Origin of the sequence: Tropicibacter alexandrii (genome assembly GCF_003667315.2) — a bacterium.
Taxonomy (GTDB): domain Bacteria; phylum Pseudomonadota; class Alphaproteobacteria; order Rhodobacterales; family Rhodobacteraceae; genus Tropicibacter; species Tropicibacter alexandrii.
Genome location: NZ_RCTZ02000022.1, coordinates 1 through 12248 on the forward strand (window position 1 = coordinate 1; position 12248 = coordinate 12248).

General features: G+C 57.3%; 13 protein-coding genes. 8 read left to right on the top strand and 5 right to left on the bottom strand.

The genetic code is table 11. The features are described 5' to 3' along the window. Positions 1-1441 (top strand): hypothetical protein (locus tag D8Z78_RS20180; protein ID WP_206169717.1); only part of this gene is annotated, 1441 nt, incomplete at its 5' end. Positions 1442-1870: 429 nt separating this feature from the next. On the opposite strand, the gene D8Z78_RS20185 is transcribed toward D8Z78_RS20180, so the two are convergent. Further along, positions 1871-2971, bottom strand: a complete 1101-nt coding sequence (locus D8Z78_RS20185; protein ID WP_121634364.1) for a DNA cytosine methyltransferase — start codon at positions 2969-2971, stop codon at positions 1871-1873. Positions 2972-3097: 126 nt separating this feature from the next. Here D8Z78_RS20185 and D8Z78_RS20190 point away from each other — a divergent pair, with 126 nt between their 5' ends. The 7 genes from D8Z78_RS20190 (at position 3098) to D8Z78_RS20220 (ending at position 7574) form a co-directional block, all read left to right on the top strand. Then, positions 3098-3322: a helix-turn-helix domain-containing protein gene (locus tag D8Z78_RS20190; protein ID WP_121634363.1), complete on the top strand. Its 225-nt coding sequence runs from the start codon at positions 3098-3100 to the stop codon at positions 3320-3322. A gap of 4 nt (positions 3323-3326) precedes the next feature. Continuing rightward, on the top strand, positions 3327-4997 hold the full coding sequence (locus tag D8Z78_RS20195; protein ID WP_121634360.1) for a hypothetical protein: 1671 nt from the start codon (positions 3327-3329) through the stop codon (positions 4995-4997). Positions 4998-5101: 104 nt separating this feature from the next. After that, a complete protein-coding gene (locus D8Z78_RS20200) occupies positions 5102-5314 on the top strand; it encodes a hypothetical protein (protein ID WP_121634358.1) in 213 nt (70 codons plus the stop codon). A 61-nt stretch (positions 5315-5375) separates the two neighbouring features. Then, positions 5376-5699, top strand: coding sequence for a hypothetical protein (locus D8Z78_RS20205; RefSeq protein ID WP_121634356.1), 324 nt, complete (start codon positions 5376-5378; stop codon positions 5697-5699). A gap of 525 nt (positions 5700-6224) precedes the next feature. Then, entirely contained in the window at positions 6225-6773 is a 549-nt protein-coding gene (locus D8Z78_RS20210) for a recombinase family protein (protein WP_121634354.1), read from the top strand. Positions 6774-6805: 32 nt separating this feature from the next. After that, positions 6806-7159, top strand: a complete 354-nt coding sequence (locus tag D8Z78_RS20215; RefSeq protein WP_128910872.1) for a hypothetical protein — start codon at positions 6806-6808, stop codon at positions 7157-7159. 55 nt (positions 7160-7214) lie between these two features. Next, positions 7215-7574 carry a hypothetical protein gene (locus D8Z78_RS20220; RefSeq protein ID WP_128910873.1) on the top strand — a complete coding sequence of 120 codons (360 nt, stop codon included), beginning with the start codon at positions 7215-7217 and terminating at the stop codon, positions 7572-7574. A 229-nt stretch (positions 7575-7803) separates the two neighbouring features. Here the strand turns inward: D8Z78_RS20220 and D8Z78_RS20225 are convergent, their stop codons facing one another. From D8Z78_RS20225 to D8Z78_RS20240, 4 genes are all read right to left on the bottom strand, one after another. Beyond that, a complete protein-coding gene (locus D8Z78_RS20225; RefSeq protein ID WP_121634350.1) occupies positions 7804-8145 on the bottom strand; it encodes a hypothetical protein in 342 nt (113 codons plus the stop codon). Positions 8146-8198: 53 nt separating this feature from the next. Then, entirely contained in the window at positions 8199-9512 is a 1314-nt protein-coding gene (locus D8Z78_RS20230; protein ID WP_121634348.1) for a tyrosine-type recombinase/integrase, read from the bottom strand. 283 nt (positions 9513-9795) lie between these two features. After that, positions 9796-11697, bottom strand: a complete 1902-nt coding sequence (locus D8Z78_RS20235) for a DUF262 domain-containing protein (protein ID WP_121634346.1) — start codon at positions 11695-11697, stop codon at positions 9796-9798. Beyond that, positions 11687-12154, bottom strand: coding sequence for a hypothetical protein (locus D8Z78_RS20240; protein ID WP_121634344.1), 468 nt, complete (start codon positions 12152-12154; stop codon positions 11687-11689). The genes D8Z78_RS20235 and D8Z78_RS20240 overlap by 11 nt, the downstream gene beginning before the upstream one ends. Positions 12155-12248 lie beyond the last annotated feature (94 nt).

A 12248-nucleotide genomic window follows, 5' to 3' on the forward strand; every position in this document is an offset into this window, starting at 1 on the left:
CGCACACTCATCACGCCACCTTCAAAGTGGCAACATTTTGCGCTGCCCTTTGGTCCAATTTTGCTCTGCCGTTGACACTCCCCGCAATATCACCGAGGAAGACCTTGCCGCAGCACGTGAAACGCTCGTCGACATTCTTTGTGATTTCGAGCTGGACGGCGTCAGTCGTGCCGATCTGGAAGCCGCTGTCTTGCGTGGAGAGGGCGAGAAGGTCTGGCGCAGCGGCAACGACCCTGATGTCAAGTCGGCGGTGCCCCCGTCCTTCCTTGGCGTTGTCGGCTTCATGCTTGAGCAGCTCGTCCGCCCGATGATCGACGGACCGCTCATGCCGCTGCTGATCTCGAAGACCGCAAAGCGTGCTGGTGGTGGCCTTCTGGCGAGCGTGCTCCAGACGGTGGTCAGGGGCAACGTCAGCGTCCGCCCTTTGTCCATGAATGAGGAAGAGCGCCGCAAGGCTGTAGTTTCCGCGCTCCGGTCGGGGACCTCAATCATCGCATGGGACAATCTTCCTGAGCGGCGGACGGTTGACTCGCCGACGCTGGCGACGCTCTTCACGGAAGGCACGGTCAGCGACCGTCTTCTCTCGACGAGTGACGAGGTCGAGATCGACGTCACCTGCTCGTTCCTGATGGTGGGTAACCGCCCGCCCTTCAGCGCAGAGCTGACCGAACGCCTGAACCTTGTTGAACTGGTGCCGCAGACCGACACGCCTGCTGAGCGCACCGGCTGGAAGCATGCATCCCTGCGCGGCTACGTGGCAGAGAACCGCGGACGCATCCTCGGTGCCCTGTTGGTGCTGGTGAAGAACTGGCTGGATAAGGGCCGTCCTGCGCCGCGCCACGCTCCCATCATCGGGCGCTTCGAAGAATATACCCGCGTAATCGGCGGCATCCTCGAAGCCGCTGGTAAGAACTGGACGAGCTGGCAGGGCAATCGGGACAAGATCAAGGCCGTCGCTGCAGACGACACGGAGGACAACTGGGCTGACCTGCTGTCGGCATGGGCCGCTGAACGCGGCCTCGGGGAAGCCGGGAAGATCGAGACCCATGACCTGATCGCTATTGCTGCCGAGGAAGAGATCGAACTTGATGTGATGCGCATCAAGGATGGCGGACCCTTTGCCTACAATGGTCGGTCCTTTGGCGCAGCGATGCGCTCAATGGTCGAGCGGGTCTTTTCTCTGGAAGGACACGGGAAGGTCATGCTGGTACGTCACGACAAGCGGGGTGACAACGGGGTTCCGTGGGTGCTGAAGCCCGTGAAGGCGGCTCCTACGGCCCCTGCAGCGACCTCAGGGCAGTCCAATGTCACGCCCATGATTGGGCGCAGTCTGCAGCGCCTCATGACGCCGGAAGAGAAGGCCGCAATGCGTTCCATGTCGCCCGAGCAGAAGGCCGCGCTGAAGCAGGTTCTCGAACAGCGGGCGAAGATGGCGGCATAGAGGAACAGAGAATTGGTGAGATGGGAGGGGCCGCGTTAGCGGCCCTTTCTCGTTGCGCCCGCCTTGCCCTTGCTTGGCGAAGGGCGCAGCCCTCCCTGATACGGTCGAATACGGTGGAAATACGGTCGCGAATACGGTGGGAAAATCATTTATTTTTAGTGACTTAGATTTCAGGCCGTATTAACCGTATTAGATTCATCGTTCATTCTACGTGTGGAACGTCTTTCTTTCCTATGATCAGAAAGAACACACACACGCGTGGAAAGGCTGGTGCGGGAAAACTAATACGGTTAATACGGTCGTATGACTAGGTGCCTGTTTTCGAAGGGTTTTGTCGACCGTATTCGCCCCGTATTCGACCGTTCCGTCGACCGTATTCGCCCGTAATCGTTACGGTCAAGGGCTGCGTCCTTCGCAAACGGTGAGCGATCACTCCGCGGCCACCTGCAGGGCGGCTCCGCCATCGAGACCTCTCGCAACGACATTGGCTACCGCTGCAGCCAGCATCGGCGGCACAGCATTACCTATCTGTCTGTACTGAGCGCTGCGTGATCCTGCCAATCGGTAATTCGCCGGGAAGGTTTGGATCGCCAAGCATTCATCCACTGTCAGGCGACGCAGCCGATCCGGCGCACAGCCAGTCCGCGGTTCGCCGCCATTCATTAGGTGGCGGTGGTATTCTTCGACGAAGCTCTGCTCTCCATCGAAAATCTCCGCCTCGTCGATAATGGGTGTCTTATTGCCTCCCATCGACGCAGGCAGCGTCGTCGCCCACTTCTTCGCCGGGAGAGGCCTGCCTGCACCGTTGAACATCATGCCTGCATAGGGTGACTTACGCAAAATCGGTGATCGGGCGTAAGTAATCTTCGCAGCACAAACTCGTGGGTTGGTCTCGGACCCAGCCTTACCAAGCGAGCGCACGATGTCAGAGACTGTAGTCGGGGCAGCTCTCTGGGCGTCAAGGCCGGTCTCAAGGTACGCCTGAAGGTCTTTGTCCGTTCCATCGAAGATGTCGCGATGCAACCCGACGAGGAACATCCGCTCTCTGATCTGCGGCACACCGAAATCGGTCGCATTCAGGATGACCAAGGCTACCCTGTGATTCTTGCGACCCCGCCTCATGAGCGCGGCACGGACGTCGGCCCAGCGGTTCAGAAAGCCCAAAGCCTTCACGTTTTCACATACGAAGGCTTTCGGTTGAAGCCTGTCGACGACATCAAAAAACGAATGTATCAAGCGGCTCCGTTCATCATCAGGGTCCATTTTCCCCGCGACGGAAAAACCCTGACATGGCGGTCCGCCGAATACCAAGTCGACGTCCTTCTGGGTGAGCATGCCTCCAACGCCGGGGTCTAACAAGCTGCCATGATGTATCTCGCCTGTATGGTTCAAGCGGTAGGTCGCGCACGCGTCTTTATCAACGTCATTTGCAAACACGATGTCAAAGCCAGCTTGAGAAAAGCCGACATCCATGCCTCCGGCACCTGAGAATAGTGATACCGCCGTGAAGGCGTTGCGACGATCCTGCATGTATGCCCTCCGCTTGGCATGATCACATCATTTAGTTACCGATAGCCTACCTCGTTTGATAAATCCACCCCAACGTGACTTATAGTCCGTGGACGTATGGTCCACATGCCATCTACGCGTAGCTGCATGGAAGTATTGGACTCGGCCCTCGTTCAGACGTTTGCCAACAACCTGAAAAGGTTGCGCAAAAAGGCGCGTATATCGCAGGAAGAGCTGGCCCTGAGAAGCGGCCTTGACCGAACATACATCAGCGGTTGTGAGCGCGGGGTTCGAAATCCGTCGATCATATCCATCGAAAAGATTGCTGATGCGCTGAACGTCCCTGCCAAAGATTTCTTTGAGGGTGAGTGAAGATATGACCTACGATCTACGAGCCGCCATCCGCGGAGTTCTCCTTCCGGTCGCAGCCTCCCGAGAACAGCAATTCCTTGATGCCGTTGCTGCTTACCTTGATGGCTTAGGTATCGTTCAGGACAAAGCGAGCTGGGTGAACCTCCAACTCAGGCGATGGAAGCGTGGCGGTTCACCGACACCTGCCTTCAGGGCGTTCGTGCGTGAAATGCTATACGCCGACGAACGAGACCCAGTCACCTTCATGTTCGACAGTGTGGACGGCCCCAACGGACCATCCTACCTGCGCGCTGCGCAGCTCGCTTCCAACAACTTCTTCGAACTCCATGCCTCACTCGTGTCTGCGCATTTGCTGCCGCATGACGCGGCTCGGCAAATACTCTCTCATGGCGGAATGATCGCGAGACTGGCCGTCGAAGAGCAGATGACTGCATCTGAAATCAGCCGGTTGATCACGGTCCGCGACAACCGCTTCTCGCTGAATTGGCGTGCAGTGCAGGCCATATTGGCAAAAATGGGATGTGCGCCCAGTCTATCGCTTGATCAGGCTCAACAGACATTTCAAGACGACGGCGCTGCTGAGCCTGAGTTGCTCGGTGACTTGGATATTGCAGGAAGCATCGAGCGCGTTGCCATTGTTGCTGACAGCCTTGGTTGCAAGGGCGACTTTGTCGAATGGCTGACAGACCTGTTCGTCACGGATTTCCATGCACCCTACCTGCTCTTGTTACACTATCAGCTCCTGATCCAAGACAGCTTCGACCACGCGGTAACCTACGCCTACGAATTCAAGCCTCGCGGACAGATCGCGGCATGGCTGACACAGGAGTACATCGCCGCAGGTATCCCCGTAGCTCGCAACGCTTTCTTAAACAACGCAAAAGCAACCCTGCGCTTTGATCAGGTCTGGGTGACAGGCCGAACTGACAGCCCTCGCTCGGCGACGGCGCTAGCAAACATCCTTGAAGCCATTGAAAATATGGGGGCGTTGGCGAAGGATGAGTTAGCATCCCAGATGCGTGGTCTGCTCCATCGTTACTTGCGCGTCGAATCTGAGCGCCACGGTGGCGCGCTTCCCCACATTGTTCCAGCGCTTACCGACTTGCAGTCCGAGGCACTTCTTGCGGCGACCGGCGGAGGGAATACAAACACCACGGGAATTTTGGAGCAAAGACTGGTCGACTGCTTTGGCCTGATTGAGCATGCTGACGATGGTTGGGTCGCAAAGGGCCTCGGCGACTCGGTATTTGCGGCAAATACCTACCGCAGGAAGCTTGGGGACATCGAGTTCGAGCTGCCACTTCGCCCGAATCCTCGGAGTATCTCGTACGAGTCGCATGGAGGTCACTTAACCGAACCCTACGTCCGGGACCATCTAGACTCCTTCGCCTACGTGCTTGGGGTGCGACAGGAAGAACTTGAGACCATTGCGTCGTTGCCGGACTGGCAGTTCGAGGTGGTTTTTGTGGCTCATACGTTCGACCCCGGCTTGCCCAACAATATCGAGGTGAGCGGTTCCAATGTCGCGCTTCGCTACGTCAGTTTCGAAGAAGCAGCACAAGCTTTGTCGGCAGGCCCGCATCTCGACATTGTCAACGAGCACCTTGTCACCCCACTGAACAGTGGTTTCGTCCATCCACGCGTTCGGGAGAGGGCGCTAGCATTTATCGCCTAGCGTTGTCATTCACACGAACAGTGTGTCATCATCACTTACATTGACTCCCATTAGTCCATAGCTTTAGTCTTCTGGTGAATCCTGAATCACCTACGGAGGATCGCTTGGATCAACGCACCACAGACCGCATTCGCGACACCCTGACTGCCCTCGATTGGGACGGACAGGACCTCGGCGTCATTGAAAAAGCGCACATCGCGCTTGCCTTCGAGGCGCTCGACACCGATGCCAGCGTCGAGGATGTCGTCGCCATGCTCCGCCGGGTCATTGAATTGATCGACCAGCTCGACGGCTTTGGCGACGCGAAGGTGCTCTGATGGGGTCCCTCGTTCTCGGTCTGATCCTCGTCCTTCTATTCGTCCAGTTTTAGAGGTAGGTATGCAAGATCAAGAAACTGCGCTCCGCGTGGAATTGGTCAGCGGCGTCACGACAGAGATCGGTAGAGACGTTGTCGAGCGACTGGAAGCGGTCGCTAAAGTTCCGACTTACACAGTCGAGGCGACGCTGGGGGATGAAGGTGTGCTAGTCTTTGATCTGGACCTTGAGATCGACCGCCCAGTCGCAGAGCTGATTGACCTCGCCCGCGCAAATATCCCTTCGTCGGTCTCCGTGCTGTTCACAATCTGGCGCTACTTCGAAGACGACGGCGTCGAGATTGCGCACATTTTTGGCGATCCGCTCCCCGGATTGTTTAATGATTAAACTATATCTCAGCGGCCATACTTGCGAATGATTCGCAATTGCGCAGGAGTGCACACAATAAGTCAGTATTGCTGATCTATTGTGCGCTGACGCGCACAACCCTGTTTCAGAAACCGCAGGGTCAGGGCAAATCAGCCCAGCGCCTAACGGCGCTCAGCACCCACTCCCAAACTCGCGCACGTACGATACGCCCTTCCGACGGCTCAGTGGCACGCCTATTGCCTGCGTCAGCAGGCCATACTGAAAAACCCGTTCAGACATTCCCTTTGCAGAATTTGAGACAAGCCGGGGACCCTCCGGGATTCAAGACCGGGCCGGGGTCCCCCACGGATTCGACGCCGGGGACCCTTCGAGATTCGAGAGGGGGTGGGGGTCATTTCTGTCAGATCGGACGTGTCAGATATAGTATAGATTCAACGACACCCCCCAAAACCGTATAAGAGGTGTACGATAATCTTGACGAATCACTTTTCTGACACTACCCATTAATCAGACAGTTTATCTGACAGGAAAGGAGGTGACGACATGTTGATTGGGTACGCGAGGGTGTCCAGCTCGGGGCAATCGCTTGAGGTCCAGCAGGAGAAGCTGAAGGCCGCGGGCGTCGAGAAGATATTCGAAGAGAAGAAGAGCGGAGCGCGGGCTGACGCCCGCCAGCAGCTTCAGGCAATGCTCGAATATGTCCGTGACGGTGATGTCGTCACCATAACCAAAATGGACCGCATGGCTCGCTCGATGCGCGATCTCCTCAACATCGTCGCCCAGCTCGAAGAAAAGGGTGTCGGTCTCAAGGTGTTGGATCAGGCCATCGACACCACCACACCCGAAGGGAAGATGACCTATCAGATTCTCGGGGCGGTGAGCGAGTTCGAGCTGGCAATCAGGAAGAACCGGATCGACGACGGTGTCGCGCGCCTGCGTGAGCAGGGCATCGAGCCTTTCAAGGGACGCCCTCCCAAGATTAAGCGTCAGGAGGTCGAGCAGGCCATCGAAGAGACCGGCAGCAAGGCCGCTGCAGCCAAGAAGCTCGGGATCAGCCGAGACAGCGTATATCGCGTCCTCAAGCAAGCCTGAGGCGCTGACGCGCCCAGCCTGCCGGAGCGGTGGTGGCGCGCGGCAGCGCGCATTTGACTGCGAGGCGCGTCTGCTCCGACTGCCACCCCGAAGCAAACGACCGTCATCACGATCACTCGATTTTTATCGGGGCTGTTTTGACGGGAGTCCGTTTTGATTCAAGCGCGATTTGTTTTGACGAGTCGTCATTTTTGTTTCTACGAGTCGCCATTTTTATTTTGACGCGCGCTCGTTTTGCCATCCGCGAAATCTGGCGCGAATCCAAGTCGATTTTCTGGGGAAAATCTGGGCGCGTCAGCGCCGCCTTGCAAGCACCTTACCGCGATTCGCATATGCGATGCAGGTACATTGAATCCGAATTTACTCCAATAATGACTCCATCTTGATATGCGAATCGCATATATTGTGAGAGTCAACAAAGGAGAATTGACCATGGAAACAATGGCTTATGTGATCAGCTTGCTAGACCGCGCGCACGCGATTGAACGCCACGCTGCGAACAATGCGATCCGCCTTCCCCGCGATCTAGGGCGCGCACGTCGCGCCATGCGCGCCGCTCTATTGCGCGCCACATGCCCGGACGCGTTGGGCCTTGCGGATGACCTGAACGCCGCCACGGCGCGCCTGATAGCGCAAGGCCGCTCGGGCGAGGTACTGCGCGCCCGTCGCGATCTGGCGTTGACCAGCGCGCGCGCTTATCGGCCTGACGCGATCACGCCTGAGATTGAGGAAGCAATCAACACCCTTGCCGCTGCCGTGGCGCGCGCTGAGGCTATCGCGCGACCGCGAGTCGACGCGTAAAGCCATAGGCGACTCGGTGAAAGCCGAGTCGCCAAAAAAGAAACAATCAGGGTCCCACGTGGGGATTACCCAAAAATTGGAAACAGCGCGCAGTAGCCGCGAATATGTGGTGGAAATGGAAATAGGTACCTACCATATTTAGCGGTACCCTTCCGCCAAAACGCAAAACGCGATTCAAAATTTCAGATTCAAAACTGAAAACTGAAAAGTGGATTGTGGAAGACCCGATCTACGGCAGGAGATTCCAGACGGTCTTATCACCCCAGCGGTGCATCTCCAGCAACTTCTCGGCGCACTCCTTGAACCAGCGCCCGAAGGCGAACTCCCCGGCAAGCTTGTCGGCCTCTGCCTTCATTTTCTCCGACATCGCAACACGAAGAATGCGCCGGTCCCCGTCGCCGCGGCTGTTGTCGAGCCGAAGCGCTTCGGCGTCCCACCCACGAGCGATCCCGACCCGCACGATCTGGCGATAGATCACGGCGAGCGGCTCGTCGGTCAGATCGGAAATGACCTGCAGTTCGTCCGCGAGAGAGCGTGGAACGGACACAGAGGTGGGAAAGAAATCAGACAATTATAGACCCTTCGAGGTGATCGCGTAGACGATACGAGCACACCAAGAGGACGTCAATCGTCGCCACCTTCTCGACGCGCCCACTTTTCGACATCGCCAACAGTTCTGCCGCTGCTCAACTCTGCAGGAGAGGCCAGCCTTCGCTTCAGTGCCGCCTGACGGCGGCTCCCGCTGACCACATACGCCACCCACTGATCGAGAATCTCTTTACGCTGCCTTAGGAGCGATGACCGCTGGTATGCTTGCTCGATAGTACTCAGTACATCATGCTGAATACTCATCTCAGCCAGATCGCGAGAAATATCATGATCTCCGCACCACGTCCTAAACGTGGCCCGCAGCCCATGCGCAACAGCAAGCCGCCCCGGAGTGGTGGAGGGCCATTTGTCCCTCTTTAGTCGATTGTTCAGAAAGTTGATGTGGAAGACATGCTCGTCGTTTCGCGCCCTTTTGTTAGGGAAGACAAGATCGCCGCTCCCCTTGAACGAGAAGCGTTTCGCTCGGTGCAGGATGTCGAGCGCGGGCCGCGTTAGCGGCGCAGAGAAGGGGGTGCCGCCCTTGATGTCTTCCGGCGGGATATTCCACACACCCTCTTTCAGGTCGACATCTGCCCACGTCATGTGCGCGACGTTCGCGACGCGAGGGAGGGTCAGGAGATAGAAGGCGAGAGCGCTGTCGACCACACTGCTATCAAGCGTCTGCCACAGCTTCGGCACATCCTTCCAGTCGAGAGCGGGGTAGTGCCCATCATCGCGCGATTTCTTGATCACCTTCTTGCGCGGCAGTTGGACCTTGGCATCCTCGACAATGTCGGGTTTGACGCGCTCATCCTCTGCGGAAGCATATTGCAGCGCCTGCTTCAATCGGGTGAAGACCTTGTCCCCCGTTTGCGGCTGCTCAACATAAACCTTGCCAAGCTTTTCGACGATCAAGGCAGTTGTCAGGTCCGCCACACCTACATTGCCGATTGCGGGAATGATGTGATTGGTGACCGGGGACATCCAGCGACCTGCCTTCCCGTCGCCCTTGAGTGCGTGCTTCTTCTTCTCGAATAGCTCGGTGATCGCTTGCTCGACGGTCATGCCGCGCCGTGTCGCCTGACGGCGATGCTCCTTCGGATCAATCCCTTCGGCGGCAATCGCCCGATACTGGTCTGCCAGCTCCCTAGCCCGAGCCAGCGAAACTGTTGGATAGGGTCCCAACCCCATCTTCGGGCGCTTCAAGTCCGGGCGACGTTTCACGGTATAACGAAGATGCCATGACGCCGATGTCTTCGAGTAAATCTCGCAGTAGAGACCGCCGCCATCGTGGTAGGTGCCGGGGGTCATCGAGCGGAGCTGGGAGTCGGTCAGAAGGTACTTTGCCATGGACCATTTTATGGACCAATTTTCGACTGGTAGGCAAGTGACCCTTTCAGGGTAAATCTACTAACACACTGAAATAAAACGATTCATGTGGGTGGCGAATTCTTGTTTCGTTCCCGTGTGATTCCGCCCCCGGGCACCATTTAAATAGAATGAAAACAATCGCTTGCCGCGTTCCTGTTGTCGCTAGACAGCCATCTATGTTGTCGTGGGTATCATTTGGGTAGCATTTCGGACCCGGCGGTTATCAGCGCGCAGGGACAGCGTCGTGGTATCGTGGGGATAGTTAGCTTCCGTCCAAACCGATCCATCGGGAAACGGCGACGTCTGCGAACCGCTCGCCGCGTTCTCGAATTTCATCTTCGGTCCACTGCGTTTTTCCGGTGAACCACTTGTTCAGGAACAAGCCCGTGTGCTCGGCGAATTTCGCCTTCTTCTCATCGAAGCCTTTGTTCCCCGATGAAATGTTCAGACCGCCTGTGAGCAGGGTAAGGTTGCCCAAGGTGTGCAGAATGGCGTTTCGTGCGATGGCCTTGCCGTCATCATCCGAGGGGCGACCAGTCGATCCGTCCTCATAGGGCCAGTCATCGCCCCATGATTGCGGCATGACATGCTCGACCCACAGGTTAGGGGGCTGGTCGGACTGCTCGGCGAGTTTTGACCTGCTTGCGAGTTCCAGTTCCCACAGGATGTCCGTCAGTCGTGGACGCGGCGAAATCGCATAAGCGTTCTCGTTCAAGATGCCGTGCCGAACGTCGCGGTCGGTGGGAAACCGGCTGCTGACCCCTGCCTTCTTTGAGAAGTAACCCTTGAAGCTTGCAACCGATACGCCGTTCTCAAGGAACTCGGCGGCGATGGACTGGAACACCTTGTTGAGGTTCTTGGTCGTCAGATTGCAGAGCGTTCGACGCACCAGATAGGAATAGATCAGTTGTGCCAGCTTCTCCCGCTCCTCAGGCGGCACATCCTCCTGCCCCATCTGCAAGGCCACCGGGTAAACGGTCGTCACCTGCCATGTGGTCAATTTTCGCCCGAGCCACATCAGGGACGGGTCGCCCTCTTCTTGCCCTTCAAGGGTTCGGTAAACTGGAGCATACCGTTCAAGAAGTTTCAGCTCATCTTCGACGTTTTCGAAACGTGGTCTGCCCTTCGGCACGGCGAAGTCCCTATACTCAGCGTATAGCTCACGGATCGAAATCTTTTGGCCTGTTTCGGCGACAAGCATGTGGGCAAGGAAGTGATCGAGGCGCGGGCGCTTTGGGCGAGCGTTTGGTGCATCACCACGCCACCACGGATGATCGAGCGGGTCCCACAGCTTCTTGTAAAGCGTCTCGACTTTGGCCTTCTGCTTTTCGGCACGGTGGAAAATGTTGTTGCGCACGAGGTCCATCGCCAACAGCGGTTCGCCCTTTGAGTTCAACGTCTCAAAGATCACCTGCGCGTCGTCGCTTTCGCCAAGCGTGATGACCACCAGCTTCAAACGATCCAGCAGCGCGCTCAAGAGCGCCTCCAGACGCGCCGACACGTCCTCGGGCGTGATACCCTCGTCGATATGATCCTCGGCGTCTTCTGGCTCGTCTGAGGCGCCTTCGAAATCCTGTGGGCCGTGCTGAACGAAATCCTCGATCCACTGGCGGAACAGGTGATAGGCGCGAAACGCGCGTTCGGGCCGGTTCTTCGGCACCGACTTGCCCCAGAACAGGGATTTGTATTTCTTGTCAGCCTCGGCGGCGGTCAGATCGATGATGTCGTGGAACAAGTCTCGGTCGGAGGGCGTGGGCGTCAGCTTGAACCGTGTCAGCGGGTCGGTATCTTTGCTTTGAGGAACATTGGTCAAATAGCCGTTGATGTGGTCGATGAAATCGTCCTGACCGTGATTCCGTGCCACCTCGCGCAACGCAGCGAGAAACAGTTGGAACGTGGTCAGCCGTTGCTGTCCGTCCACCACCTGCACCGTGGGCGTGAAGGCGAATTTCGCGCCGCTATCGACGGGGGCGAGGATCAACGCGCCCATGTAGTGTTCGAACTTGCTTTCGCCTTCCAGCACCTCGGCGGCCTTGGCGGCGACATCCTCCCAGAAGGGGATCAGACGTTCATCGCCCCACTGATACTTGCGTTGGTAGAGCGGTACCATGAACCGGCGCGCTTCCTTCAATACGACTTCGACGGGGTGATCGTCAGCGTCCATCGGCAATACTCCCAAAAATTTCGACCTCGTCGCTGTCGCGCGGCAGTTCCCAGAACTCCACGTCCGGCGGGATCATGTGGCTTTGCGTACGGCGGAAATAGGCAAGCAGGCTTTCGCCCGTTCGGACGCGCAAGCTCTGCTCAACGAAGAAAATCTTGCGGTACATCGGCGGGGCCATGTGGAAATAGAACATTGCTTCGGCCCAGTTCTTCATCTTGGCGCTGGGAACCACGTCGCCCTTTGTCCAAGTCTGCGACTTGCACTCGACGATCACGGGCGGGTCTTCCGAGCCAAGATCGAAGGTGTGCAGCTTCTTGTCGTTCCCTAGACCACAGGGCACTTTGTGGTTCATTTGTAAGGGGATACCGTGGGCGGCAAGGATGGCGCAGGCGCGAGCCTCGAAATCACGGCCGACATGGGCGTTGCTGATCGACCCTTCACGCTGAAAATTCATCATAAGAGCTGTTTCCGAAATTGTGTTTCACAGTCGTCTCTGATCACGAGCAGCAGCGGTTTCTTGCGCCGAAGTAATGGTGGAAAACAACTGACGC

What these genes read in the sequence shown, in the direction of transcription:
- D8Z78_RS20210 (WP_121634354.1), top strand. Translation starts at nt 6,225, where the DNA reads ATGTTGATTGGGTACGCGAGGGTGTCCAGCTCGGGGCAATCGCTTGAG.
- D8Z78_RS20190 (WP_121634363.1), top strand. Translation starts at nt 3,098, where the DNA reads ATGGAAGTATTGGACTCGGCCCTCGTTCAGACGTTTGCCAACAACCTG.
- D8Z78_RS20220 (WP_128910873.1), top strand. Translation starts at nt 7,215, where the DNA reads ATGGCTTATGTGATCAGCTTGCTAGACCGCGCGCACGCGATTGAACGC.
- D8Z78_RS20205 (WP_121634356.1), top strand. Translation starts at nt 5,376, where the DNA reads ATGCAAGATCAAGAAACTGCGCTCCGCGTGGAATTGGTCAGCGGCGTC.
- D8Z78_RS20185 (WP_121634364.1), bottom strand. Translation starts at nt 2,971, where the DNA reads ATGCAGGATCGTCGCAACGCCTTCACGGCGGTATCACTATTCTCAGGT.
- D8Z78_RS20195 (WP_121634360.1), top strand. Translation starts at nt 3,327, where the DNA reads ATGACCTACGATCTACGAGCCGCCATCCGCGGAGTTCTCCTTCCGGTC.
- D8Z78_RS20235 (WP_121634346.1), bottom strand. Translation starts at nt 11,697, where the DNA reads ATGGACGCTGACGATCACCCCGTCGAAGTCGTATTGAAGGAAGCGCGC.
- D8Z78_RS20230 (WP_121634348.1), bottom strand. Translation starts at nt 9,512, where the DNA reads ATGGCAAAGTACCTTCTGACCGACTCCCAGCTCCGCTCGATGACCCCC.
- D8Z78_RS20240 (WP_121634344.1), bottom strand. Translation starts at nt 12,154, where the DNA reads ATGATGAATTTTCAGCGTGAAGGGTCGATCAGCAACGCCCATGTCGGC.